We start from the raw sequence: 24,796 nt of genomic DNA, 5'->3' as shown, positions 1-24,796 counted from the left end.
CCCGGCAATGAATTAACCCGGTAACGAATTAACCAGAGTCCGACGGTCAGCAAAAATGCCCAAGAGAACAGACATCAAAAGCATCCTCATCATCGGTGCCGGTCCCATCGTGATCGGCCAGGCCTGTGAGTTCGATTACTCCGGTGCCCAGGCCTGCAAGGCGCTGCGAGAGGAAGGCTACCGGGTGATCCTGGTGAACTCGAACCCGGCCACCATCATGACCGACCCGGCCATGGCCGACGCCACCTATATCGAGCCCATTACCTGGGAGACGGTGGCCAAAATCATCGAGAAGGAGCGCCCGGACGCGCTGCTGCCCACCATGGGTGGCCAGACCGCGTTGAATTGCGCCCTGGATCTGGAGCGCCACGGCGTGCTCGAGAAGTTCGCCGTGGAAATGATCGGCGCCAACGCCGACACCATCGACAAGGCGGAAAACCGTGACCGCTTCGACAAGGCGATGAAGAACATCGGCCTGGAGTGTCCGCGCGCGCGGGTCGCCCATACCATGGACGAAGCCTGGGAGATTCAGGCCGAGCTGGGCTTTCCCTCGATCATCCGTCCTTCCTTCACCATGGGCGGCTCCGGCGGCGGGGTGGCCTATAACAAGGAAGAGTTCGAGGAAATCTGTACCCGGGGTTTCGAGCTGTCCCCCACCCACGAACTGCTCATCGATGAGTCGCTGCTGGGATGGAAGGAATACGAGATGGAGGTCGTGCGTGACCGCAACGACAACTGCATCATCGTCTGTGCCATCGAGAACTTCGACCCGATGGGCGTGCACACCGGCGACTCCATCACCGTGGCGCCGGCGCAGACTCTGACCGACAAGGAATACCAGGTCATGCGCGATGCCTCCCTGGCGGTATTGCGTGAGATCGGCGTGGAAACCGGTGGGTCCAACGTGCAGTTCGGCATGTGCCCGGATACCGGCCGGATGGTGGTGATCGAGATGAACCCGCGGGTGTCGCGGTCCTCCGCCCTCGCTTCCAAGGCCACCGGCTTCCCGATCGCCAAGGTGGCGGCCAAGCTGGCGGTGGGCTACACCCTGGACGAGCTGCAGAACGATATCACCGGCGGCGCGACCCCGGCCTCCTTCGAGCCGTCCATTGATTATGTCGTCACCAAGATTCCGCGTTTCAACTTCGAGAAGTTCGCCGACGCGGATCCGGTGCTGACCACGCAAATGAAGTCCGTGGGCGAAGTCATGGCCATCGGCCGTAATTTCCAGGAGTCCCTGCACAAGGCCCTGCGCGGACTGGAAGTGGACTCCGTGGGCTTCGACCCGAAAGTGGATCTGGACGCTCCGGATGCCGCCGAGCGTATCGCCCAGCAGCTGTCGACGCCGGGGCCGGAACGCATCTGGGTGATTGGGGATGCCTTCCGTAGCGGTCTTGGTGTGGACGACGTGTTCGCGCTGACCAAGATCGATCGCTGGTTCCTGGTGCAGGTGGCTGACCTGATCGCCGAGGAAAGCCGGCTGGTGGACTTCACGTTCACCGACCTCAGCCGTGACACGCTGTACCGTCTCAAGCGCAAGGGATTCTCCGACGCCCGCCTGGCCCAGCTGCTGGGCGTGCGGGAAGCGGATGTGCGCAGCAAGCGTCATGACCTGGGCGTGCGGCCCGTGTTCAAGCGGGTGGATACCTGTGCCGCGGAATTCCCCACCAGTACCGCTTATATGTACTCCAGCTACGACGAGGAGTGTGAATCGAACCCCTCCGACCGTGACAAGATCATGGTGATCGGCGGTGGCCCGAACCGGATCGGTCAGGGCATCGAGTTCGACTATTGCTGCGTGCACGCCGCCTTCGCCATGAAGGACGACGGTTACGAGACCATCATGGTCAACTGTAACCCGGAGACCGTGTCCACCGATTACGACACCTCCGACCGCCTCTACTTCGAGCCGGTGACGCTGGAAGACGTGCTGGCCATTGCCGATGTCGAGCGGCCCAAGGGTGTGATCGTGCAGTATGGCGGGCAGACGCCGCTGAAACTGGCACGGGCTCTGCAGGCAGCGGGCGTGCCGATTATTGGCACCAGCCCGGACGCCATCGATGAAGCGGAAGATCGCGAGCGCTTCCAGCAGATGGTCAATAAGCTTGGCCTCAAGCAGCCGCCGAACCGCACCGCCCGTTCCCTGGAAGAAGGCCTGAAGCTGGCGGAAGAAATCGGCTACCCGCTGGTGGTGCGGCCCTCCTACGTGTTGGGCGGCCGGGCCATGGAAATCGTTTACAACGAGGCGGAACTGCGCAGCTACATGAACAACGCGGTAAGTGTCTCCAACGATTCTCCGGTGCTGCTGGACCGCTTCCTGGACGACGCCATTGAAGTCGACGTGGACGCTATCTGCGATGGTTCCGACGTGGTTATCGGCGGGATCATGCAGCATATCGAGCAGGCCGGCGTGCACTCCGGCGATTCCGCCTGCTCGCTGCCGCCGTACTCGCTGGACGACAAGGTACAGGACGTGATGCGCCAGCAGACCGCCGCCATGGCCCGCGAGCTGGGCGTGGTCGGCTTGATGAACGTGCAGTTCGCGGTGAAGGGCGAGGACGTTTACGTGCTCGAAGTGAACCCGCGGGCGTCCCGGACTGTGCCCTATGTGTCCAAGTGCATTGGTGTTTCCCTGGCCAAGGTGGCGGCCCGCTGCATGGTGGGGATCAGCCTGAAGGATCAGGGCTTTACCTCGGAGGTCACACCGCGCCACTATTTCGTCAAGGAAGCGGTTTTCCCGTTCGCCAAATTCCCGAAAGTGGACCCCATTCTCGGCCCGGAAATGAAATCCACCGGCGAAGTGATGGGTATTGGCGGCAGTTTCGCCGAAGCCTTCGGCAAGGCCTCCCTGGGTGCGGGCGAACGTTTGCCCCGGGAGGGCACGGCGTTTATTTCCGTGCGCGAGGTGGATAAGCCCGCGGCGGTGGACGTGGCCCGTACCCTGAGTGAGCTGGGCTTCGAACTGGTCGCCACCCGTGGTACCGCGGCGGTCATCGCCGAGGCGGGGCTGCCGGTGACGCCGGTCAATAAAGTGCTCGAGGGACGGCCGCATATTGTCGACATGATTAAAAACGACGGCGTGGCACTGATCGTGAATACCACCGAAGGCAAGCAGGCGATCCGCGATTCCTTTGCGATTCGCCGTTCCGCCCTGCAGCACAAGGTGTTTTACACCACCACGATCACCGCCGCGCAGGCGGTGTGTCAGGCCATGGCCCTGCGCGATGAGCCGCAGGTGCGCCGGCTGCAGGATTTGCACGCCGAAATTTGATCGTACGGGGTACCCGGGGCCGGGTGCCCCGCGCTACCCACGGACGATTATTTGAGGTTGAACCTATGCAACGCATTCCGATGACGGTCAGTGGTGCCGAAGCATTGCGCAAAGAGCTGGATCATCTGAAAAAGGTGGAACGGCCCCGTATCAGCGCGGCCATCGCCGACGCCCGTGAGCACGGTGATCTGAAGGAAAACGCGGAATATCACGCCGCTCGCGAGCAGCAAAGCTTCTGCGAAGGGCGCATCAATGAGATCGAAGGCAAGCTGTCCGCCGCTCAGATCATCGATATTACCCAACTGGACAACACCGGTAAGGTCATTTTTGGCGCGACCGTGACCATCATCGATGTGGATACCGATGAAGAGAAGGTCTACCAGATCGTTGGTGACGACGAAGCCGACATCAAGCAAGGTAAGATCAGTGTGAATTCACCCATCGCCCGCGGCCTGATCGGCCGGGAGGAAGGCGATGTGGTGCAGATCGACACCCCGGGAGGCACCCGGGAGTACGAGGTGGATAAAGTCGAGCACCTGTAAGGGGCTCGCGTGGGGCTTCGGGCTGGACCGGGAGCCCCTGCTTCAGTCCTGGGCTCTCAGGATATTGGACAGTTTGGGGTTGGGCTTGGCGGCCGCCCGGTAAAGCAGGGCGATGTTGCCGATACGCTGGATCAGTTCGGCTCCGCTGGCCTCGCACAGCGCGTTCACCAGATCGGTGCGCTGGTCGCGGGTGGGGGCGTTGACACGCACCTTGACCAGTTCGTGATCTTCCAGGCGCCGGTTCAATTCCTCGGTGAAGGATTCGGTCAGGCCCTTGTCGCCGGTCTGCAGCACCGCTTTCAGGTGGTGGCCGATGGTGCGCAAGCGCTTTCTGTCCTGTGGGCTCAAAGGCATGGTGTTCTCCAAATCGGGGGCGCTATTCTAGGTACGCGGCTGCTGCCCTGCAATCATCACCGGGGCTCCGGGCACTATTCCTTCGGGCGGGCATCCGGACCGGGTAACAGGATGAACCTTTATGGCCAGATCAAAAAGTAGCCAGCGATGGTTGCGGGAACATTTTGACGACCACTGGGTGGCCCGTGCCCAGGCCGAGGGCTATCGCTCCCGGGCCAGTTTCAAGCTGCTGGAGATCCACGAAAAAGACAAGTTGTTCCGGCCCGGTATGCGTGTGCTGGATCTGGGGGCCGCCCCCGGGGGCTGGGCCCAGGTGGCCGGGCGGCTGGTCGGTTCGCGGGGAACGGTGGTGGCCAGCGATATTCTGGCCATGGACCCGATCCCGGATGTCGCCTTCATCCAGGGGGACTTCCGTGAGGAGGAAGTTTACCAGCAAATCCTGGACAGCCTGGGTGGGCACAAAGTGGACCTTGTAATGTCCGATATGGCCCCCAATATGAGTGGTAACCGTGCCGTGGACCTGCCGCGGGCCATGTATCTGGCCGAATTGGCCCTGGATATGGCGGAGAGCGTCCTTGAACCGGACGGCGTTTTCCTGGTCAAGGTGTTTCAGGGAGAGGGCTTCGATGAGTATCGGCGGAGTCTTCAGAGCCGGTTTCGCCGGGTGGTGAGCCGCAAACCGGCGGCCAGCCGCCCACGCTCCAATGAAGTGTATCAATTGGGGTGGCACCTGAAATAGTGTAAGGTTTAGATGTCAGTATGCGCACTTGCGCCCGAACGAATCGAGGTCTCCCTTGAACGACATGACCAAGAACATCGTACTGTGGCTGGTGATTGCCGGGGTCCTTTATGTGGTGGCCTCCAGCATCAACCCCCAGCCCAGTCAGCAGATGCTGAACTACTCCTCCTTCATTGAGAGCGTGGAGAGTGGCAAGGTGGCCCGGGTAACCATCGGGGATACCCGGATTTCCGGCGAAATGAAGAATGGTGGCAAGTTCGAAACGGTCAAACCGCCGGCGCTGGACACCAATCTGATTCCCACCCTGATCCAGAATAAAGTGGATGTGGTCGGCAAGGAGCCGGAACGTCAGGGCTTCCTGACCCAGTTGTTCCTGTCAGTGCTGCCGATCCTGTTGATCCTGGCCATTTTTATCTTCTTCATGCGGCAGATGCAGGGCGGCGGCAAAGGTGGCGGCGGGCCGATGACCTTCGGTAAGTCGAAGGCGCGGCTGATGAGCGAAGATCAGATCAAAACCACCTTCGCGGATGTGGCCGGTGTCGAGGAAGCCAAGGAAGAGGTGCAGGAACTGGTGGAGTTCCTGCGTGATCCCGCCAAGTTCCAGCGGCTTGGCGGCAAGATCCCCCGTGGTGTGTTGATGGTGGGGTCTCCGGGTACCGGTAAGACCCTGCTCGCCAAGGCCATCGCCGGCGAGGCCAAGGTGCCGTTTTTCAGCATCTCTGGTTCTGATTTCGTGGAAATGTTCGTTGGTGTCGGCGCCTCCCGGGTGCGCGACATGTTCGATCAGGCCAAGAAGCACGCGCCCTGTATTATCTTCATCGACGAGATTGATGCCGTGGGCCGTTCCCGTGGGGCGGGCCTTGGCGGTGGTCACGATGAGCGTGAGCAGACCCTCAACCAGTTGCTGGTGGAGATGGATGGTTTTGACGCCAATGACGGCATCATCGTCATCGCCGCCACCAACCGTCCCGACGTACTCGACCCGGCGCTGTTGCGTCCGGGCCGGTTCGACCGTCAGGTGACCGTGCCGCTGCCCGATATCCGTGGCCGCGAACACGTCTTGAAAGTGCATATGCGCCCGGTGCCGGTGGCCGAGGATGTGGACGCCAGTGTGATCGCCCGTGGTACCCCGGGTTTTTCCGGCGCCGATCTGGCCAACCTGGTCAACGAGGCCGCTCTGTTCGCCGCCCGCGCCAACAAGCGGGTGGTGACCATGGAGGAGTTCGAGAAGGCCAAGGACAAGATCCTGATGGGCGCCGAGCGCCGCTCCATGGTGATGAGCGAGAAAGAAAAGCTGAACACCGCCTATCACGAATCCGGCCACGCGATCGTGGGCCGGCTGGTGCCGGACCACGATCCGGTTTACAAGGTGAGCATCATCCCTCGTGGCCGTGCCCTGGGCGTGACCATGTACCTGCCCGAAGAGGACAAATACTCCCAGTCCAAGAGAGGGCTGGAGTCGTCCATTTGTTCTCTGTTTGGCGGCCGTATCGCCGAGGAAATCACGCTTGGGTTTGATGGTGTGACCACTGGTGCCTCCAATGACATTGAACGGGCCACGAAGCTGGCCCGGGCCATGGTGACCAAGTGGGGCCTGAGCGAGAAGATGGGGCCGCTGGCCTATGAGGAAGACGAGGGCGAGGTGTTCCTGGGTAAACAGGTGGGGCAGCGCAAGCACATGTCCGAGCAGACCACCGAGGAAATTGACCGGGAGGTGCGCTCCATCGTTGATCGCTGCTACGCAAGAGCCAAGGAAATCCTGGAGAATAACCGGGATAAGCTGGATCTGATGGCCGAAGCGCTGATGCAGTACGAGACCATCGATGCCGAGCAGATCGACGATATCATGGCCGGACATAAGCCCCGCCCGCCGAAGGACTGGCGCGACCAGGGGCCCGGAAGTGGTGCTTCCTCATCCGGCGAGAACGCCTCCGACGACGCCAAGCCCGGCGACGATCCCATCGGTGGACCCGCCAATACTCACTGATGCGCCAGATTACTAAACTGACCTGTGGGGCGCGGACACTGGACCTGTCCGCGCCCGTCGTTATGGGTATCCTTAATGTCACCCCGGACTCGTTCTCGGACGGTGGCCAATTCACTTCCCTGGACTCGGCTCTGCGTCGGGCGGAGCAGATGCTCGCCGACGGCGCCGCCATCATCGATGTTGGTGGCGAGTCCACCCGTCCCGGCGCTGATCCGGTGTCCGAACAGCAAGAGCTGGATCGCGTGGTGCCGGTGGTGGAAGCCCTGACCCGCGAACTGGACGCCCTGGTGTCGGTGGATACCAGTACCGCGAGTGTGATCCGTGAAACCGCCCGCGCCGGCGCGGGGCTGATCAATGATGTGCGCTCATTGCGCCGTGACGGCGCCTGTCAGGCGGCGGCGGAAAGCGGTTTGCCCGTATGTCTGATGCATATGCGCGGCGAGCCGGGGGACATGCAGGATAATCCCCGATATCAGGATGTTACCGCCGAGGTGATCCAGTTCCTGGAGGAGCGGGTGGCGGCGTGTGTGTCGGCGGGGATCGCCCGTGACAGGTTGTTGGTGGACCCGGGCTTTGGTTTCGCCAAAACCGTGGGCCACAATCTGAAGCTGCTGGCGGAAATGGACCAGCTCAAGCGTTTGCAACTGCCGATACTGGTGGGGTTGTCGCGTAAATCCATGGTCGGAAAAGTGCTGGACCGGCCAGTGGAGGAGCGCCTGCCCGGTTCACTGGCGGCGGCGGTGATGTGTGTTGAACGGGGTGCGCTGATCGTGCGTGCCCATGATGTCAAAGAGACCGTGGACAGCGTGCGTTTTGCCCGCGCTGTAATGGAGACAGTGGATGAGTCGTAAATATTTCGGTACGGACGGGATCCGTGGCACCGTGGGTGAAGCGCCGATTACCCCGGATTTCGTGCTCAAGCTGGGTTGGGCCGCCGGCCGTGTGCTGGCCGCGCGTGGCGGCAGCAAGATTCTGATCGGCAAGGACACCCGGATTTCCGGCTATATGTTCGAATCGGCGCTGGAGGCGGGTATTTCCGCTGCCGGGGTGGATGTGCGGCTGCTGGGGCCGATACCGACGCCGGGTATCGCTTATCTGACCCGCACTCTGCATGCCCAGGCCGGGATCGTCATCTCGGCGTCCCACAACCCCTACACCGACAACGGCATCAAGTTCTTTGGTGCGGATGGCCGTAAGCTGAACGATCAGATCGAACAGGACATCGAGCATATGCTGGATGAGCCGATCTCGGTGGTCGGCTCGGATCGCATCGGCAAGGTGCGCCGTATCGATGACGCTCGTGGGCGCTATATAGAATTTGTCAAAAGCACGGCACCGGGGCTGAGCCTGGCCGGGCTGACCATCGTCGTCGATACCGCCAATGGCGCCGCCTACCACATTGCTCCTGATGTTCTGGAGGAGCTGGGCGCCAATGTGTTGCCGATGGCCAACACTCCGGACGGCTTCAATATTAACCGGGGGTGCGGTTCCACCAGCCCCGAGGCGCTGCAGCGCAAGGTGCTGGAGAGTGGCGCCGATCTCGGTCTTGCTTTGGATGGGGATGCCGACCGCCTGATCATGGTGGACGATCAGGGTGAGGTGGTGGATGGCGATCAACTGCTGTATGTGATTGCTCGTGACCGCCAGCGTAATGGTGCCCTGCACGGTGGTGTGGTGGGAACCCTGATGTCCAACTACGGCCTTGAGCTGGCGCTGGAGCAGCAAGGCATTCCGTTTGCCCGGGCCAAGGTCGGTGACCGTTATGTCATGGAGCAGTTGGACAGCCGCGGCTGGCTGCTCGGCGGTGAGTCTTCCGGGCATCTGGTGTGTCTGGATCGCACCTCCACCGGCGACGGCATGGTGGCGGCGTTGCAGGTGCTGGCGGCGCTGAGCCGGGAAGGCCGGGGGCTGCGCGATGCGGTGGCGGAAGCGCCGCTGGTGCCGCAGACCTTGATCAATGTGCGCGGCGATAATCGCGACGGTTTCATGGAGCGCCCCGAGCTGCGGCAGGCGGTGAGTGACGTGGAGGCGGAGCTGGCCGGCAAGGGCCGGGTCCTGTTGCGTCCTTCCGGTACCGAGCCGCTGGTGCGGGTCATGGTGGAAGGGTTGGATGGCGCGCAGGTGGAACGCCTTTGCCAGCGTCTGGCGGAACAGGTACAGGCGATTATCGCCTGACCGCTGAATACGGGAACAAGTGAATGACAAGAACGCCGCTGGTAGCCGGTAACTGGAAAATGAATGGCCGGCTGGACATGGTGGAGGCTCTGGGGGCTTCCCTGGGTGGATTAAGGAACAGCCGGGCGGAAGTGGCCGTGTGTCCGCCGTTTCCCTATCTGGCGGCCCTGGCCAGCGCTCTGGGCGGCAGCGGAGTGCAAATTGGCGCGCAAAACGTAAGCAGCCACGAGGATGGCGCCTTCACTGGCGAAGTCTCCGCGGAAATGCTGGCTGATATGGGGTGCCGCTACGTGATAGTGGGGCATTCCGAGCGCCGTGCTCTGTACGGTGAAGATGATGAGCTGGTGGGTGAAAAGTTTCTTCGTGCCCAGCAGGGAGGGCTGATACCGATCCTGTGCGTCGGCGAAACGCTGCGTGAAAGGGAGGCGGGCGAGACCGAGCAAGTAGTCGTGCGGCAGGTCTCATCGGTGCTGGATGTGGCGGGTATCGGTGCTTTCGACCAGGCGGTGGTGGCTTATGAGCCGGTTTGGGCGATCGGCACCGGTGAAACCGCCACCCCCGAACAGGCCCAGGAAGTGCACGCCCGTTTACGCTCGGCGTTGGCCGCGGAGGACGCAAGTGTGGCTTCCCGCATCCGGCTGCTTTACGGCGGCAGTGTAAAGTCGGATAATGCCGCCCTTCTGTTCGCCCAGCCGGATATTGACGGTGGTCTTATCGGCGGGGCCTCACTGAGCGCGGATGAATTCAGCGCGATTTGTCTCGCGGCGGAATAAACGGTTACTTATGGATATTGTGCTTCATGTGGTCCACGTGTTGGCGGCTCTGGGCCTGATCGGCCTGGTCCTCATTCAACACGGCAAAGGTGCCGATGCCGGCGCCTCTTTTGGCGGCGGCGGTTCACAGACAGTGTTCGGCAGCGCGGGCTCCGCGAACTTCCTGACCCGGTCCACGGCGGTGCTGGCGGCGGTGTTCTTCATCACCAGTCTGGCTCTGGCCTGGATGGCTCGTAACGAGGCCACCCAGAGTTCCAGTATCCTGCCGATGGTGGAAACCGTTGATGAAGTGGATGTGCCGGAAAGTGATGCGCCGGCGGTGCCGCAATCCTCCGATGTGCCTTCCAGTAGTCAAGGCGATGTTCCGGCCGCGGGCTCCGATGTGCCTGCCAGCGGTCAGGGCGATGCTCCGGCCATGGAAAGTTCTGAAAAAGGCACTTCAGATGTGCCGGCGAGTGATGTAGAATCCCCGGCCCTGGATGAGAGTCAGGCTGGTTCTCAACCCGAGTGATACCAGGTTCTTTGCCGAAGTGGTGGAATTGGTAGACACGCTATCTTGAGGGGGTAGTGGGCTTACGCTCGTGCCGGTTCAAGTCCGGCCTTCGGCACCAATTTGGAATGGGCTTTTGGTAACCGCCATTCACGGTTGGTCACCCTTTCCGGCTCAGGGAAGGATGTATTGGTAGTAACTTCGAATGTGCCTTTCAGGGTGCTTCGGATTCCCTGGCCGGGATTAATGGCTCCGCGATGATGCCGCGGTTAAGACTCGGAAAAATAAATACTTTTTTTGAGTTTGCATTGACAACGGCGGCACGAATACATACTATGTGCGCCGCGATTTAGTGCGGGGTGGAGCAGTCTGGTAGCTCGTCGGGCTCATAACCCGAAGGTCGTAGGTTCAAATCCTGCCCCCGCTACCACTTAACGGAACCGCATCCCGGTTCTGTGGTAAGAAAGCCCCTCATCGTAGGGGCTTTTTGTTATTCAAAGCCGGGATGGCGAGTGGGAATGGGCGTTATGCCCATTTTTTGTTTCTGGCGCCGGAATCAAGGCAATGTCAAAACGCACGGAACAGATCAGGGAGCTGCTGGCTCCGGTAGTCAACGACATGGGCTACGAGCTCTGGGGTATCGAATACCTGCAGGGGCGTGGCGCGGTATTGCGTCTGTACATTGATCATGAAGCCGGCATCACCGTGGACGATTGCGTCGCGGTGAGCCATGAAGTCAGTGGCGTGCTCGACGTGGAAGACCCGATCCCTGGCGAGTACAACCTTGAAGTGTCCTCTCCGGGCATGGATCGGCCGCTGTTCGAACTTTCCCAGTTTGAACGTTACCTAGGCGAGCAGGTGCAACTGAAACTGTTGGCCCCGGTAGCGGGCAAGCGCAAGATGATGGCGACTCTGGTGGCTGTCGATGGTGATACGCTGGTGGTGATGCTCAATGGCGACACCCTGCGTATTCCTTACAGTCAGGTGGACCGCGCTCGTCTGGAGCCACGCTTCGACTGAGCGTGACCTGAAAAAACCTTTGTAAAGGCCTGGCCATGAACAAAGAGATCCTGCTGGTAGCGGAAACCGTTTCCAACGAGAAAGGCGTCAGCCGTGACGTCATTTTCGAGGCCATCGAACTGGCCCTGGCGGCGGCAACCAAAAAACGTTTCAAGGAAGAAGACGTGGAAATCCGCGTGCACATCGACCGGGTTACCGGCGATTCCCGCACCTTCCGCGTCTGGCATGTGGTGCCCGATGAAGACCTCTATGAGTTCGGCAGACAGCTGACTCTCGACGAGGCCCACGAGCACGACGAGAACCTGCAGATTGGCGACGTTTACGAGGAAGAAGTGGAATCCGAGGCCTTTGGCCGTATCGGTGCCCAGACCGCCAAGCAGGTGATCGTCCAGAAAGTGCGTGAAGCCGAGCGTCATCAGGTGATCGAGGAATATCGCGACCGCATCGGCGAGTTGATCAGCGGCACGGTGAAGAAAGCCACGCGTGACGCCATCATTCTGGATCTGGGTGGTAATGCCGAAGCGCTGATCACCCGTGAGCACATGATCTCGCGTGAGAGCGTGCGCCAGAACGACCGCGTACGTGCTTATCTGCTGGGTGTGAACGAAGAAAATCGCGGTCCGCAATTGTTCGCCAGCCGGGCTTGCCCGGAGATGCTGATCGAACTGTTCAAGATTGAAGTGCCGGAGATTGGCGAGGAGCTGATCGAAATCAAAGGCGCAGCCCGCGATCCGGGTTCCCGCGCCAAGATCGCGGTGAAGACCAACGATCAGCGTATCGATCCGGTGGGGGCTTGCGTTGGTATGCGCGGTGCTCGCGTGCAGGCGGTGTCCAACGAGCTCGCTGGAGAGCGTATCGACATCGTGCTGTGGGACGACAATCCGGCGCAATTGGTGATCAATGCGATGCAGCCGGCGGAAGTGGCGTCCATCGTGATGGACGAAGAAAGTCATTCCATGGATATCGCCGTGGAAGACGAATCCGCCCTGGCTCAGGCCATTGGTCGCAGCGGCCAGAACATTCGCCTTGCCTCCGAGCTGACCGGCTGGGAGCTGAATGTGATGACGCTGGACGATGCGCAGAACAAACAGCAGGAAGAAGCCCAGATGGCCATGGAAACCTTCATGAGCCTGCTGGATGTGGATGAAGATGTGGCGGCGATACTGGTGGAAGAAGGCTTCACCTCCCTGGAGGAGGTGGCTTATGTGCCCACCGAGGAAATGCTCGCCATTGAAGGCTTTGACGAAGATATCGTCGAAGCGTTGCGCCAGCGCGCCAAGGACGCTTTGTTGACCCGCGCGCTGGTGTCCGAAGAGAAATTTGAATCGGCCGAACCCGCCGACGACTTGCTGGGTATGGACGGCATGACCCGCGATCTGGCGGTGGAATTGGCCTCCCGTGGCATTGTCACCATGGAAGACCTTGCCGAACAAGCGGTGGATGACTTGCTGGATATTGAAGGGATCAACGAAGAGCAAGCGGCTCAGTTGATCATGACCGCCCGCGCTCCCTGGTTTGAAGATGAGAACGCCGGTGAGTAAGTAGAGCGGTGGGGCAGGGCGCCACCATAAGCGGACAGGAGAGTGTTGCTGACATGGCAGAAACGACCGTAAAAAGTCTGGCAGAGGTTGTGAAGATTCCGGTGGATACGCTGCTTTCGCAGATGAAGGACGCCGGACTTCCTCACACCGACGCAGGTGATGTGGTCTCCGATGAACAGAAGCAGCAGCTGCTCGCGCATCTGCGTAAGTCCCATGGCGCCCAAGACGCGGAGCCCAAGAAAATCACCCTCAAACGTCGCTCCACCAGCACCATCAAGACGACGGGTGCCGCCGGTAAAGCGAAAACCGTGAACGTGGAAGTGCGCAAGAAGCGTACCTACGTGAAGCGTGAGTCCATCGAAGAGCAAGAGCGTTTGGAAGCGGAGCGTCAGGCGGAAGAAGCAGCCCGTCTGAAGGCCGAGGAAGAGGCCCGCCGCGCCGAGGAAGAAGCCCGCCGTAAGGCGGAGGAAGAAGCTCGCCGCAAGCAGGAAGAAGAGGACGCCCGCCGCGCTGAGGAAGAAGCGCGCCGTAAAGCTCTGGAAGCCGACAGTGCGGCTTCCGGTGGCGCGGAAAAAGAGGCCGAGGACAAGAGCAAGCGCGTTTCCGTGCCGAAGACCGCCAAGAAAGCCGACAAGGTGGAGACGGCGGAAGAGCGTGCCAAGCGCGAAGAGGAAGAGCGTAAGCAGCGCGAGGCCGAGGAAGCACGGCGCAAGCAGGAAGCCGAGGCCCGCCGCAAGGCGGAGGAAGAAGCTGCCCGCCGTACCGCCGAGGAAGCCCAACGTATCGCCGAGGAGCTGGAGAAGCGCGGCGGTGAACAGTCCCAGGAGAAAAAGGAAGAGGAAGACGACAAAGCCTCCTCCATTGTCCGGGATGCCGTGGAAGCCGGGTATCGTACCGAGGAACGGCAATCGCGCCGGCGTCGTCGCAAACCCAAGAGTGGCGGCGTGGTCCACGGCCAGATGAAGAGCTCCATGAACCGGGAGCACGGGTTTAAAAGCCCCACGGAGAAAATGGTGTACGACGTAGAAATTCCGGAAACCATCACCGTGGCGGAACTGGCTCAGCGCATGAACATCAAGGCCAAGGAACTGATCAAGGCCATGATGAAAATGGGCGAGATGGCCACCGTCAATCAGTTTATCGACCAGGAAACCGCTGTCCTTCTCACCGAGGAAATGGGGCACACCCCCAAATTGGTGAAAGGCGAGGAAGAGGCTCTGGAGGACGATCTGGCGTCTCTGGTGGACCGTTCCGGCGAACAGGAAGTCTCCCGTGCACCGGTAGTGACCATCATGGGTCACGTCGACCATGGCAAAACCTCCCTGCTGGACTATATCCGCCGCGCCAAAGTGGCCGCCGGCGAAGCCGGGGGGATTACCCAGCACATCGGTGCCTACCATGTGAACACCGAGCACGGCATGATCACCTTCCTGGATACCCCGGGCCACGCCGCCTTCACCGCCATGCGTGCCCGTGGCGCCAAGGCCACCGATATCGTGATTATCGTGGTTGCCGCGGATGACGGTGTGATGCCGCAGACGGAAGAGGCGATCAACCACGCCAAGGCCGCCGGCGTGCCGATCATCATCGCGGTGAACAAGATCGACAAGGAGCAGGCCGACCCTGACCGGGTCAAGAACGAACTGGCCGCCAAGGATGTGATCCCCGAGGAGTGGGGGGGCGACATTCAGTTCGTCAATGTCTCCGCGCACAGCGGCGAGGGTGTGGATTCCCTGCTGGAAGCGGTGCTGTTGCAGGCCGAGGTGCTGGAACTGAAAGCCGCCGCCGTGGGCCCCGCCAGTGGCGTGGTGATTGAATCCCGGGTGGAAAAAGGTCGCGGTAACGTGGCTTCTATCCTGGTTCAGGCCGGTGAGCTGGAAGTGGGCGATATGCTGCTGGCCGGCGCATGTTTCGGCCGGGTCCGCGCTCTGGTGGATGAGAATGGCCAGCAAGTGAAGAAAGTGGGCCCGTCCATTCCGGTGGAAGTGCTTGGTCTGAACGGCGCGCCGGAGGCCGGTGAGCAGGTCCAGGTGGTGCCGGATGAGAAGAAAGCCCGTGAAGTGGCCGAATTCCGTCAAGACCGTGACCGTGACGTCAAACTCAAGCGTCAGCAGGCTTCCAAACTGGAAAACCTGTTCCAAAACATGGGCTCCGAGGAAACCAAGCACGTCAATATCGTGCTCAAGGCTGATGTGCGCGGTTCCCTGGAGGCATTGATCGGCGCGCTGACCGACCTGTCCACCGATGAGGTGAAAGTGGGGCTGGTCTCCACCGGTGTCGGCGCGATCAATGAGTCCGACGTCAATCTGGCGATGACCAGTGAGGCGGTACTGCTCGGCTTCAACGTACGGGCGGATGCCAAGGCCAAACGCCTGTGCGAGGCGGAAGGCATCGACCTGCGTTATTACAGCGTGATCTATGAACTGATCGACGATGTGAAACAGGCCATGAGCGGTCTGCTGGCACCGGAGAAGCGCGAGGAAATCCTTGGCGTGGCCCAGGTGCGGGACGTCTTCCGCTCCTCCAAGTTTGGTGCCGTGGCCGGGTGTATGGTGGTGGAAGGAACCATCCATCGGAATCGCCCGATCCGTGTACTGCGTGACGATGTGGTGGTCTTCGAGGGCGAGCTGGAATCCCTGCGCCGCTTCAAGGACGACGTTCAGGAAGTTCGTAACGGCATGGAGTGTGGTATCGCCGTGAAGAGCTACAACGACGTCAAGGAAGGCGACAAGATCGAAGTCTTCGAAGTGAAGGAGGTGGCGCGCTTCCTGTAAGCGCGTCCGCACTATGAGTCGTCATCGCCGTCCCCAAGGTTTTCAGCGTACCGACCGTATCGCTGATCAGATTCAACGCGAACTGGCCCGGGTCCTGCGTTTTGAAATGAAGGACCCGCGCGTGGACATGGTGACGATTCAGGACGTCCGGGTTTCCCGCGACCTGTCTTTCGCCGATGTGTATTTCACATTGCTGGGGCGGGACGCGGACGCGGGAACCGAGGCCGAAGCCGTATTGGGTGGCGCCGCCGGCTTTCTGCGCAGTGCTCTGGCCCAGACCCTGAATACCCGCACCACGCCCCGGTTGCGTTTCCATTACGACCTGACCCCCGAACATGCCTCGCGGCTGTCACAGCTGATTGACGAAGCACGGGCGGAGGACCGGGCACAAAGCCCGGATCAGGAAGACCAAGACCACGATTGATCTCGGAGCATAAGACGGTGGGAAAACGACGCCGCGGAGGCCGTCCTCTGAATGGCATTTTGTTGTTGGACAAAGCTGATGGCGTGACCAGCAACGGGGCTTTGCAAATGGCCAAGCGCATGTTCGCCGCGGCCAAGGCCGGGCACACCGGTAGCCTGGATCCGCTCGCCACCGGCATGTTGCCGGTATGCTTCGGTGAGGCGACCAAATTCAGTCAGTTTTTGCTCGACGCGGATAAGCGCTACCGGGTCACCGCCCGTCTCGGCGTGACCACGGAAACCGGCGACGCCGACGGCGAGGTGGTGGAAACCCGCCCGGTCTCGGTCACCGAGGCCCAGGTATTGACCGCGCTGGATCGTTTCCTGGGAGAAATCGAGCAGGTGCCGAGTATGTATTCGGCGATCAAGCACAATGGCACACCGCTGTATAAGTTGGCGCGGGAAGGTATTACCGTGGAGCGCGAACCACGCCGGGTGACCATTCACGAAATTCGCGGGGCGCGCCTGGAAGGCGAGGACCTGACGTTCGAGGTGGCCTGTTCCAAGGGCACTTATGTCCGTTCCCTGGTGGAAGACCTGGGTGCGGTGCTCGGCTGCGGTGGCCATGTGATAGCTTTGCGGCGCCTGTCCGCTGGTCCCTATCCGGAAGAGCGGATGATTACCCTTGAGCAGTTGGGACTGCTCAAGGAGCAGGGTGGTTTCGAGGCAATTGATGATTTGCTCTTGCCTTTATCCACCAGCGTGGCAGACTGGCCGCGCGTCAATCTGGGTGACAATGCGGCGTATTATCTGCGCCAGGGTCAGCCGGTGATGGCCAGCGACCGCCCGGCCGAGGGCTGGGTCAGTCTTTATCAGGCTTCCACGGAGCAGTTCCTGGGAGTCGGAGAAGTACTGGAGGATGGGCGAATAGCGCCCCGTCGTCTGGTATCGGAGTGACCCGAGCGGGTCGCGCAAGCGGGACGACAGCTATAAATATGCATGGCTGACCGTGACTAATGTTGCATATTGGAGTGTATACAATGGCTTTGAGCGTCGAAAAGAAAGCGGAAATCCTGAAGGAATTCGGTCGTAAGGAAGGGGACTCCGGTTCCCCGGAAGTGCAGGTTGCCCTGCTGACCGAGAACATCAACCAGCTGCAGGGTCACTTCAAGGCCCACAACAAGGACCACCACAGCCGTCGTGGTCTGATCCGCATGGTTAACCAGCGCCGCAAGCTGCTGGACTACCTGGCTGGCAAGGATCGTAGCCGCTACCTGCAGTTGATCGAGCGTCTGGGGCTGCGTCGCTAAGCCCTGGTCATGTTCGATTCACGACGGAAGCTCGGCCATGCCGGGCTTCTGTTGTTTTTGGCGTACCGAAAAAGCAGTGACGAATGCCGGGACGATCCATGGTGAATGAAGGCTATGGCGCCCACGGAGCCAGGGTTATGATGCCCTGGCAAAGACTGATGGAAGAGTGAAGAGAAGAGACGAGAGATATGTTCAATATAGTGCGCAAAGAGATTCAATACGGCGCGGATACCGTGGTGCTGGAAACCGGGCAAATCGCCCGTCAGGCCACCGCCGCCGTTATGGTCACCATCGGTGACACCCAGGTCCTGGTGACCGTGGTGGGCAAGAAAGAAGCGGATCCCGGTAAAGGCTTTTTCCCGTTGACCGTGAACTACCAGGAAAAAACCTATTCCACCGGCCGCATTCCCGGTGGTTTCCTCAAGCGTGAGGGGCGTCCCAGCGAGAAGGAGACCCTCACCTGCCGCCTGATCGATCGCCCGATCCGGCCGCTGTTTCCCAACGGTTTCATGAACGAAGTGCAAATCGTTGCCACCGTGATGTCCTCTGACAAGAACCAGGATCCGGACATCGCCGCCATGATCGGCACTTCCGCCGCCCTGGCCATTTCCGGTATTCCGTTCAATGGCCCGATCGGCGCCGCCCGGGTGGGCTTCAAGGACGGTATGTATCTGCTCAACCCCAGCTATTCCGAGTTGGAGGATTCCCTGCTTAATCTGGTGGTGGCGGGTACCGAGCCGGCCGTGCTGATGGTGGAGTCCGAAGCCAAGGAGCTGAGCGAGGACCAGATGCTGGGCGCTGTGCTTTACGGCCACCAGGAAATGCAAACCGTTATCCAGGGCATCAAGGCATTTGCCCAGGAAGTGGGCACCCCGGCTTGGGAGTGGCAGGCGCCGGCGGAGAACGCCGAACTGAAAGCCGCGATCAAAGCCAAGTACGAAAGCGCCCTGGCCGAGGCTTACACCATCACTGAAAAGCAAGCGCGCTACACCAAAGTGGGTGAGCTGCGTGACGCTTGCGTGGCCGAGTTCGTCACTGACGACGAGAACAGCCCGGAAGCCGGCGAAGTGAAAAGCCTGTTCGGCAAGATCGAGAAGAACGTGGTGCGTGAGGGTGTGTTGTCCGGCAAAGCACGTATCGACGGTCGTGCCCTGGATCAGGTTCGCGCGATTGACTGTAAAGTCGGGGTGCTCAAGAAAACCCACGGTTCCGCTCTGTTTACCCGGGGTGAAACCCAGGCCATCGTTACCGCTACCCTTGGCGGCATGCGTGATGCCCAGTTCATCGATGCCCTGGAAGGCTCCCGTCAGGACCACTTCATGCTGCAGTACAACTTCCCCCCGTACTGCGTGGGTGAAACCGGCATGATCGGCTCTCCCAAGCGCCGTGAAATCGGGCACGGCCGTCTTGCCCGCCGCGGCGTGGAAGCGGTGGTGCCGAACGAGAAGGATTTCCCTTATACCATCCGTGTGGTCTCCGAGATCACCGAATCCAACGGCTCCTCCTCCATGGCCAGTGTGTGTGGCACCTCCATGGCGCTGATGGATGCCGGTGTGCCGTTGAGCGCTCCGGTGGCTGGTATCGCCATGGGTCTGGTGAAGGAAGAGGACGGCCGTTTCGCGGTACTGTCCGACATCCTGGGCGACGAGGACCACCTGGGTGACATGGACTTTAAAGTGGCCGGCACCGAGCGCGGCGTGACCGCGCTGCAGATGGACATCAAGATCGAGGGCATCACCGAAGAGATCATGGAAAAAGCGCTGGAACAGGCTCAGCGCGGCCGCCTGCATATCCTCGGCGAAATGGCCAAGGCGATCTCCGTGTCCCGTGACCAGGTTTCCGACAATGCGCCGACCCTGCTCACCATGAAGATCAATTCGGAGAAAATCCGCGACGTGATCGGTAAAGGTGGCGCGGTGATCCGGGCTCTGACCGAGGAAACCAGCTGTACCATCGACATCGAGGACGACGGCAGCATCAAGATCTACGGCGAGACCCGCGAGGCGGCCCTGGAAGCGCAACGTCGCATCGAGGAAATCACCGCCGAGGCCGAAGTGGACAAAATCTACGAAGGCGAAGTGACCCGCGTGGTGGATTTCGGTGCTTTCGTGCGCATCATGCCCGGTACCGAAGGGCTTCTGCACATTTCCCAGATCGCCGAAGAACGTGTGGAGAAGGTCTCCGATTACGTGAAGGAAGGTGATGTGATCCGAGTGAAAGTGCTGGATGTGGATCAGCGTGGCCGCATCAAGCTGTCCATGAAGGAAGCGAAAGAAGGCTGATTGCATGTAATTGCACCCTTTTGGGAGTTCAGCCAAAATAAGAAGGCCCGCGGATGCGGGCCTTTTTAATGCCTGACCGACAGGCATTGGGGACAAAAAATCAAAAAAGGGAAAGATACATGAAGACCACTTTGGGGACCGCGCTGGTAACCGGCGCGGTACTGCTGTCCGGCTGTGCCACCATCGTTTCCGATTCCAAATACAACGTCGCCATTCAGTCCGATCCGCCCGGGGCTCACTATCTGGTTCGCAATACCAAAAAGAACCAGGAAGTCACCTCCGGTGTAACCCCGGACACGGTGAGACTGAAAGCGGGTAACGGTTTCTTTTCCAAAGCGACCTATGAAGTCACTTACGAGATGCCCGGCTACGAGAGCATTTCAGTCCCGGTGGAATCGGGCATGGATGGCTGGTATATCGGCAACATTGTGTTTGGCGGCGTGATCGGCTTGCTTATCCTGGATCCGGCCACCGGGGCCATGTGGCGCATGGATGAGAATGTTCATGCCACTCTTCTGGGCATACCGGAACCGGAGCCGGAGCAGGCGTCGCCGGTTGAAGTGCCAGACCTGCAAGCCGCGCCGGATGTGGAGATGACGGAACCGGCTCCCGCCGCCTGAGTCAGGAATGGTGCGGGGCTGACCTGGCGGTGGTTACGACACCATGGCGGCGATCCAGCCCGCCACCAGTAATGGCAGGTTGTAGAACACAAAGGTTGGAATCACGGTGTCCCGGATATGGTCATGCTGGCCGTCGGCGTTGAGCCCCGCTGTGGGGCCCAGCGTTGAATCCGAGGCCGGTGAGCCGGCGTCTCCAAGTGCCGCCGCGCTGCCCACCAGGGCCGCGGTGGCCAGGGGGGAAAAGCCCAGCGCCAGACACAGCGGCACATATAAGGTGGCGATAATCGGGATGGTGGAGAATGAGGAGCCGATGCCGAGGGTGATGAATAACCCGAGCAGCAACAGGCCTGCCGCCGCCACACCCGGGCTGTTCAATTGGCTGGTGACGGCTTCCACCAGCAACGGCACCTGCCCGCTCCCCTTCACCACCGCCGCGTAGCCGTTGGCGGCGATCATGATGAAGCCGATCAAAGACATCATCTTCACGCCTTGAGTAAAGGCGTCCTGGGATTCCCGCCAGGGCACCACTCCTCCAGCGGTGAACAGCAGAAAGCCGATCAGTGCGCCCAACACGATGGAGTCGGTGAGCAGTTGCAGGCTCACCGCGCTGCCCAGGGCGAGCGCCGCTACTACAAGCGTCCGTGGGGATAACCGTGCCTGATCCTCTTCGCCGGGTAGGGTCACCGGCGGATAATTCCGGGGCTTGCGAAACCACCACAGTGCCAGCAACAGGCCCGTCAGCATGCCGCCGGCAGGTAACAGCATGGCCCGGGGAATCTGCTCCTTTGCCAGATCAAGGCCGGCCTGGGCCAAGCTGGGTTCCAGTTGTTTGTAGAGAAACAGACTGCCAAAGCCCACGGGCAGCACCATATAGGGGGTGATCAGGCCGAACGTCAGCACGCAGGCGGCCAGCCGCCGGTCCAGCCTGAGCCGGGCCATGACTCCGAGCAGCGGTGGTACCAGGATGGGGATGAAGGCGATGTGCACCGGAATCAGGTTCTGGCTGATTACCGCGGCACCGAGCAGGACCAGAATGATCAGGTTGCGCAGCCGCCGCAGCTGTCCGGGGTCGGGTGTGCCGCCGAGGCGCCGGATCAGCCGTGCCGCCAGCCACTCTGTGACGCCGGAGCGGGCAATGCCCACCGCGAAGGCGCCCAGTAAAGCGTAGCTGAGAGCAATCGGGGCGCCGCCGCCCAGCCCTTCGGTGAACAGTGTCAGGGTGTCATGCAGGGACAGGCCACTAAACAGGCCGGCGGTGAGGGCGGCGCACACCAGCGCCAGAACCACATTCAAGCGTGCCAGGCTCAGGCCCATCAGAACCAGAACGGATATCACGACCGCATTGGTCAACATTGCATTGTCCTCGACGCTGGTGCTCGCGAGGGGCGCAGTCTACCGGGGTTGGCTATGGCTGTCTCCGGTGTGGACCCGGATATGGGTCAAACAATTTGACCCTATTGCCAAATTCATAAGCATGCTTACAATGGGGAGATTAAATAGCTTCCAAAGTTGTTATCCGAGGAGCCAGCATGGGTGGAACGGACACCACGGTTGGGATGAGCCTGAACGATGTGGCGCGCATGATGCGGCGGGACTTCGATCGTCGGGCCCGGGAGCAGGGCCTGAGCCGGGCACGCTGGCAAGTGCTCTGGCAGCTTTCCCGGCGGCAGGGCTTGCATCAGGCCGCTTTGGCCGAGGTGATGGACCTGGCTCCCATCTCGCTGACCCGCCAACTGGACCAACTGGAAGCGGAAGGCCTGGTGGAGCGGCGTCCGGATCCGTCCGATCGGCGGCGCCGGTTGTTGTTTCTGACCGATCAGGCCCAGCCGGCGCTGGAGCGATTGAGGGGGCTGGCCGAGCAAACCCGCGCGCGGGCTTTTGCGGGATTGGAGCCCTCGGATATCGACACGCTCATTCGGATTCTGGCCGCCATGCGCGCCAACTTGTGTGATCGCCCGGACCAGGGAGACTAGAGTGACCTCGATACAACGAACCCGCCGTCTGGGCATGGGCTTGGGCTTGCTGGCGGCGGTGGTGCTGATGCTGTGGCTTATTTTCGGCGGCCAGCGCTATGTCAGCACGGATAACGCCTACGTCAAGATCGATATGTTGTCCCTGGCCGCCAACGTCAGTGGACAGCTGGTGGCGGTGAACGTGGAACGCAATCAGGTGGTGGAGAAGGGGCAGGTGCTGGCGGAAGTGGATCCCCGGCCGTTTCGCATCGCCGTTGCCGAAGCACGAGCGGATCAGCAGGCGGTGCGCAATCGCATTCTGTCGTTGCGGGGAGACTACGCCCAGGCCATGGCGGAGCGGGACCAGGCCAACCGTGATGTGTCCTATTACCGGCGTGAACTGCAACGTCTGCAGCGAATGAGGCGCAGCTCGGTATCCGAGGCACAACTGGACAGCGCGCGACAGAAGCTGGACCAGGCTCGCGCCAACGGCTCCGTGGCGGAACAGCGCCTGGTCAGCTTGCGGGCGCAACTGGCGGGCGGCCCTGATGTGGCGGTGGAGGATCATCCGGATTACCAGGCCGCCACCGCCAAGCTGGAGCAGGCGGAGTACGATCTGTCTCAGTGCCAGGTTATCGCGCCGGCTTCCGGCATCGTCGGTGGTGAAGTGCCGATGGTGGGGGAGCGGGTGAACGCCGCGGTGCCGATCATTTCCTTGTCGAAGACCGATACGTTGTGGGTGGAAGCGAACCTCAAGGAAACCCAGCTGACCCGGATCGTGCCGGGGCAGGCCGCGGAAGTGGAAGTGGACACCTTCCCGGGAGTGAAATGGGAAGCGGAAGTCATCAGCCTGAGCCCGGCCACCGGCTCCGAGTTCGCGCTGATTCCTCCTCAGAATGCCAGCGGCAACTGGGTGAAAGTGGTTCAGCGGCTCCCTGTGCGGCTTCGCTTGCTACCCAAGGATGGCCAGCCGGTCCTGCGCTCCGGAATGAGCGCCGAGGTGACCATCGACACCGGTGACGAGCCCGCGCAACAGACCGCGCAGGCGCGGTAATATGACGCGTATCGAGGACCAGCGTCTGGTCACCGCCAGTATCATGCTGGCGACGGTGATGCAGGTGCTCGATACCACCATCGCCAATGTGGCCCTGCCGCATATGCAGGGCAGCCTCTCCGCCAGTACCGACCAGATTACCTGGGTCCTGACTTCCTACATCGTGGCTTGCGCCATTATGACCCCGGCGGTGGGGTTCGTGACGTCGCGTATCGGCCGGCGCCAGGTGTTTCTATGGTCGGTGGCCGGATTTACCGTGGCTTCCGGTTTGTGCGGCCTGTCCACCTCGCTGGAACAGATGGTGGCGTTCCGTATCTTGCAGGGCATCTTCGGTGCGGCCCTGGTGCCGCTGTCCCAGGCGGTGCTGCTGGATTCTTATCCGGTGGAAAAACACGGGCAGGCCATGGCGGTCTGGGGGGTGGGTGTGATGGTCGGGCCAATCCTTGGTCCGACACTGGGAGGCTGGCTGACCGAATGGTACAGCTGGCGCTGGGTGTTCTACATCAACCTGCCGTTCGGCCTGCTGGCTTATCTGGGGATCTGGCTCAGTGTACCGGACACGGAAACCCGGAAAACCCGGTTTGACCTTACCGGTTTTGCCCTGCTTGCGCTGGCCATCGGTGCTTTCCAGTTGATGCTGGACCGGGGCGAACACCTGAAATGGTTTGGCAGCCTTGAGATCCAGCTCGAGGCGGTGCTGGCGGTGGCCGGCCTGTATCTGTTCGTGGTGCACTCGCTGACCCATAAAGCCCCTTTCATCGATATGGCGTTGTTCAGGGACCGCAATTTCGTCACCGGTGTAGTCTTTATTTTCGTGGTGGGGATCATCCTGCTCGCCACCATGGCATTGCTGCCGCCTTTCCTGCAGCAATGGAAGGATTACCCCGCCGCCACCACCGGTATCGTGCTGGCCCCCAGGGGGCTCGGGTCGATGGTGTCGATGATGCTGGTGGGGCGTTTGATGCGCACCCGCCTGGATCCCCGCGCTCTGGTGATCACCGGGCTATGCCTGACCAGTTTGTCGTTGTACCAGATGGCGGGCTTTACCTTGCAGGTTTCTCAGAGTGACCTGATCTGGACCGGCGTCCTGCAAGGGTTGGGGCTTGGTCTGGTGTTCGTGCCGGCCTCCGCGCTGACCTATGCCACCCTGGCGCCTTCGTTGCGGACCGAGGGGACATCGCTGTTCTCCCTTTCCCGTAACCTCGGTTCCAGCGTCGGTATCTCGATCATGACCGCCATGCTGACCCGCAACCTGTGGATCAACGAACAACAACTGGGCGAGCAACTGCAACTGAAGGCCTGGATTGCACAGGGCTTGCCGATGAAGGATCTGGTGTCCGGGGTGCCGGCCCAGGTGTACCACACTCTGTTGAGTCAGGCGGCGGAGATCAGCTACATGAACGATTTCCGCTTGCTGATGTGGATTAATATGGCGGCCATTCCGCTGGTGCTGTTATTACGGCGCCAACCCCCTTCGACGGCCTGACCGTTTCTCCATCCGCATGTTTTC

General features: G+C 61.0%; 21 protein-coding genes and 2 tRNA genes. 21 read left to right on the top strand and 2 right to left on the bottom strand.

Features of this window, described 5'->3' with window-relative positions; translation table 11 throughout:
- Positions 1 to 55: 55 nt before the first annotated feature.
- On the top strand, positions 56 to 3,271 hold the full coding sequence (gene carB, locus RYH70_RS17975; RefSeq protein ID WP_022993550.1) for a carbamoyl-phosphate synthase large subunit: 3,216 nt from the start codon (positions 56 to 58) through the stop codon (positions 3,269 to 3,271).
- A gap of 65 nt (positions 3,272 to 3,336) precedes the next feature.
- Positions 3,337 to 3,813, top strand: coding sequence for a transcription elongation factor GreA (greA, locus tag RYH70_RS17970; protein ID WP_022993549.1), 477 nt, complete (start codon positions 3,337 to 3,339; stop codon positions 3,811 to 3,813).
- A 42-nt stretch (positions 3,814 to 3,855) separates the two neighbouring features.
- Here greA and RYH70_RS17965 read toward each other — a convergent pair whose 3' ends face one another.
- Positions 3,856 to 4,167 (bottom strand): YhbY family RNA-binding protein, encoded by a 312-nt coding sequence (locus RYH70_RS17965; protein ID WP_022993548.1) that lies wholly within the window; start codon positions 4,165 to 4,167, stop codon positions 3,856 to 3,858.
- A gap of 121 nt (positions 4,168 to 4,288) precedes the next feature.
- On the opposite strand from RYH70_RS17965, the gene rlmE reads away from it, so the two are divergent.
- The 16 genes from rlmE (at position 4,289) to RYH70_RS17885 (ending at position 20,280) form a co-directional block, all read left to right on the top strand.
- Entirely contained in the window at positions 4,289 to 4,906 is a 618-nt protein-coding gene (gene rlmE, locus RYH70_RS17960; protein ID WP_022993547.1) for a 23S rRNA (uridine(2552)-2'-O)-methyltransferase RlmE, read from the top strand.
- 64 nt (positions 4,907 to 4,970) lie between these two features.
- Entirely contained in the window at positions 4,971 to 6,893 is a 1,923-nt protein-coding gene (gene ftsH, locus RYH70_RS17955; RefSeq protein ID WP_022993546.1) for an ATP-dependent zinc metalloprotease FtsH, read from the top strand.
- The gene (folP, locus tag RYH70_RS17950; protein WP_026948183.1) at positions 6,893 to 7,744 is read left to right on the top strand and encodes a dihydropteroate synthase; all 852 of its coding nucleotides are present in this window, start codon (positions 6,893 to 6,895) and stop codon (positions 7,742 to 7,744) included. Before ftsH ends, folP begins: the two co-directional genes overlap by 1 nt.
- Positions 7,734 to 9,068 (top strand): phosphoglucosamine mutase, encoded by a 1,335-nt coding sequence (glmM, locus tag RYH70_RS17945; RefSeq protein WP_022993544.1) that lies wholly within the window; start codon positions 7,734 to 7,736, stop codon positions 9,066 to 9,068. The genes folP and glmM overlap by 11 nt, the downstream gene beginning before the upstream one ends.
- Positions 9,069 to 9,091: 23 nt before the next feature.
- The gene (gene tpiA / locus RYH70_RS17940) at positions 9,092 to 9,841 is read left to right on the top strand and encodes a triose-phosphate isomerase (RefSeq protein WP_026948182.1); all 750 of its coding nucleotides are present in this window, start codon (positions 9,092 to 9,094) and stop codon (positions 9,839 to 9,841) included.
- 10 nt (positions 9,842 to 9,851) lie between these two features.
- The gene (gene secG, locus RYH70_RS17935) at positions 9,852 to 10,352 is read left to right on the top strand and encodes a preprotein translocase subunit SecG (protein WP_022993542.1); all 501 of its coding nucleotides are present in this window, start codon (positions 9,852 to 9,854) and stop codon (positions 10,350 to 10,352) included.
- A 13-nt stretch (positions 10,353 to 10,365) separates the two neighbouring features.
- Positions 10,366 to 10,452: transfer RNA gene (locus tag RYH70_RS17930), tRNA-Leu, on the top strand.
- A gap of 232 nt (positions 10,453 to 10,684) precedes the next feature.
- Positions 10,685 to 10,761, top strand: a tRNA-Met gene (locus RYH70_RS17925).
- A gap of 134 nt (positions 10,762 to 10,895) precedes the next feature.
- Positions 10,896 to 11,351: a ribosome maturation factor RimP gene (gene rimP / locus RYH70_RS17920; RefSeq protein ID WP_022993541.1), complete on the top strand. Its 456-nt coding sequence runs from the start codon at positions 10,896 to 10,898 to the stop codon at positions 11,349 to 11,351.
- A 35-nt stretch (positions 11,352 to 11,386) separates the two neighbouring features.
- Positions 11,387 to 12,892 (top strand): transcription termination factor NusA, encoded by a 1,506-nt coding sequence (gene nusA, locus RYH70_RS17915; RefSeq protein WP_022993540.1) that lies wholly within the window; start codon positions 11,387 to 11,389, stop codon positions 12,890 to 12,892.
- Between the two features lie 53 nt (positions 12,893 to 12,945).
- Positions 12,946 to 15,666, top strand: coding sequence for a translation initiation factor IF-2 (infB, locus tag RYH70_RS17910; protein ID WP_022993539.1), 2,721 nt, complete (start codon positions 12,946 to 12,948; stop codon positions 15,664 to 15,666).
- A 13-nt stretch (positions 15,667 to 15,679) separates the two neighbouring features.
- Positions 15,680 to 16,090: a 30S ribosome-binding factor RbfA gene (rbfA, locus tag RYH70_RS17905; RefSeq protein ID WP_022993538.1), complete on the top strand. Its 411-nt coding sequence runs from the start codon at positions 15,680 to 15,682 to the stop codon at positions 16,088 to 16,090.
- 17 nt (positions 16,091 to 16,107) lie between these two features.
- Positions 16,108 to 17,025, top strand: coding sequence for a tRNA pseudouridine(55) synthase TruB (gene truB, locus RYH70_RS17900; RefSeq protein ID WP_063140252.1), 918 nt, complete (start codon positions 16,108 to 16,110; stop codon positions 17,023 to 17,025).
- Between the two features lie 83 nt (positions 17,026 to 17,108).
- Entirely contained in the window at positions 17,109 to 17,378 is a 270-nt protein-coding gene (rpsO, locus tag RYH70_RS17895) for a 30S ribosomal protein S15 (protein WP_014996168.1), read from the top strand.
- A 188-nt stretch (positions 17,379 to 17,566) separates the two neighbouring features.
- Positions 17,567 to 19,660 carry a polyribonucleotide nucleotidyltransferase gene (gene pnp / locus RYH70_RS17890; RefSeq protein ID WP_022993536.1) on the top strand — a complete coding sequence of 698 codons (2,094 nt, stop codon included), beginning with the start codon at positions 17,567 to 17,569 and terminating at the stop codon, positions 19,658 to 19,660.
- Between the two features lie 119 nt (positions 19,661 to 19,779).
- A complete protein-coding gene (locus RYH70_RS17885) occupies positions 19,780 to 20,280 on the top strand; it encodes a hypothetical protein (protein ID WP_181950540.1) in 501 nt (166 codons plus the stop codon).
- A gap of 33 nt (positions 20,281 to 20,313) precedes the next feature.
- Here the strand turns inward: RYH70_RS17885 and RYH70_RS17880 are convergent, their stop codons facing one another.
- Complete coding sequence (locus tag RYH70_RS17880) at positions 20,314 to 21,633, bottom strand: Na+/H+ antiporter family protein (RefSeq protein ID WP_317009465.1); 1,320 nt, start codon at positions 21,631 to 21,633, stop codon at positions 20,314 to 20,316.
- A 176-nt stretch (positions 21,634 to 21,809) separates the two neighbouring features.
- On the opposite strand from RYH70_RS17880, the gene RYH70_RS17875 reads away from it, so the two are divergent.
- The 3 genes from RYH70_RS17875 to RYH70_RS17865 are packed head-to-tail and all read left to right on the top strand — an operon-like array spanning position 21,810 to position 24,772.
- Entirely contained in the window at positions 21,810 to 22,253 is a 444-nt protein-coding gene (locus RYH70_RS17875; RefSeq protein WP_022993533.1) for a MarR family winged helix-turn-helix transcriptional regulator, read from the top strand.
- A 1-nt stretch (position 22,254) separates the two neighbouring features.
- Entirely contained in the window at positions 22,255 to 23,286 is a 1,032-nt protein-coding gene (locus RYH70_RS17870) for an HlyD family secretion protein (RefSeq protein WP_022993532.1), read from the top strand.
- 1 nt (position 23,287) lies between these two features.
- Positions 23,288 to 24,772 carry a DHA2 family efflux MFS transporter permease subunit gene (locus RYH70_RS17865; protein WP_022993531.1) on the top strand — a complete coding sequence of 495 codons (1,485 nt, stop codon included), beginning with the start codon at positions 23,288 to 23,290 and terminating at the stop codon, positions 24,770 to 24,772.
- Positions 24,773 to 24,796: the final 24 nt, after the last annotated feature.

Origin of the sequence: Alloalcanivorax xenomutans (assembly GCF_032810065.1) — a bacterium.
In the GTDB taxonomy this organism is placed as follows: domain Bacteria; phylum Pseudomonadota; class Gammaproteobacteria; order Pseudomonadales; family Alcanivoracaceae; genus Alloalcanivorax; species Alloalcanivorax xenomutans.
The sequence above is the reverse complement of the archived record's forward strand: the minus strand, read 5'-3'. Positions and strand labels throughout refer to the sequence as shown.

Excerpts from the sequence above, each read along its gene's own strand:
- carB (WP_022993550.1), top strand. The coding sequence starts at position 56 with ATGCCCAAGAGAACAGACATCAAAAGCATCCTCATCATCGGTGCCGGT.
- glmM (WP_022993544.1), top strand. The coding sequence starts at position 7,734 with ATGAGTCGTAAATATTTCGGTACGGACGGGATCCGTGGCACCGTGGGT.
- greA (WP_022993549.1), top strand. The coding sequence starts at position 3,337 with ATGCAACGCATTCCGATGACGGTCAGTGGTGCCGAAGCATTGCGCAAA.
- folP (WP_026948183.1), top strand. The coding sequence starts at position 6,893 with ATGCGCCAGATTACTAAACTGACCTGTGGGGCGCGGACACTGGACCTG.
- secG (WP_022993542.1), top strand. The coding sequence starts at position 9,852 with ATGGATATTGTGCTTCATGTGGTCCACGTGTTGGCGGCTCTGGGCCTG.
- rpsO (WP_014996168.1), top strand. The coding sequence starts at position 17,109 with ATGGCTTTGAGCGTCGAAAAGAAAGCGGAAATCCTGAAGGAATTCGGT.
- rimP (WP_022993541.1), top strand. The coding sequence starts at position 10,896 with ATGTCAAAACGCACGGAACAGATCAGGGAGCTGCTGGCTCCGGTAGTC.
- rbfA (WP_022993538.1), top strand. The coding sequence starts at position 15,680 with ATGAGTCGTCATCGCCGTCCCCAAGGTTTTCAGCGTACCGACCGTATC.
- RYH70_RS17875 (WP_022993533.1), top strand. The coding sequence starts at position 21,810 with ATGGGTGGAACGGACACCACGGTTGGGATGAGCCTGAACGATGTGGCG.
- rlmE (WP_022993547.1), top strand. The coding sequence starts at position 4,289 with ATGGCCAGATCAAAAAGTAGCCAGCGATGGTTGCGGGAACATTTTGAC.
- RYH70_RS17865 (WP_022993531.1), top strand. The coding sequence starts at position 23,288 with ATGACGCGTATCGAGGACCAGCGTCTGGTCACCGCCAGTATCATGCTG.
- RYH70_RS17965 (WP_022993548.1), bottom strand. The coding sequence starts at position 4,167 with ATGCCTTTGAGCCCACAGGACAGAAAGCGCTTGCGCACCATCGGCCAC.
- tpiA (WP_026948182.1), top strand. The coding sequence starts at position 9,092 with ATGACAAGAACGCCGCTGGTAGCCGGTAACTGGAAAATGAATGGCCGG.
- infB (WP_022993539.1), top strand. The coding sequence starts at position 12,946 with ATGGCAGAAACGACCGTAAAAAGTCTGGCAGAGGTTGTGAAGATTCCG.
- pnp (WP_022993536.1), top strand. The coding sequence starts at position 17,567 with ATGTTCAATATAGTGCGCAAAGAGATTCAATACGGCGCGGATACCGTG.
- ftsH (WP_022993546.1), top strand. The coding sequence starts at position 4,971 with ATGACCAAGAACATCGTACTGTGGCTGGTGATTGCCGGGGTCCTTTAT.
- RYH70_RS17885 (WP_181950540.1), top strand. The coding sequence starts at position 19,780 with ATGAAGACCACTTTGGGGACCGCGCTGGTAACCGGCGCGGTACTGCTG.
- nusA (WP_022993540.1), top strand. The coding sequence starts at position 11,387 with ATGAACAAAGAGATCCTGCTGGTAGCGGAAACCGTTTCCAACGAGAAA.
- RYH70_RS17880 (WP_317009465.1), bottom strand. The coding sequence starts at position 21,633 with ATGTTGACCAATGCGGTCGTGATATCCGTTCTGGTTCTGATGGGCCTG.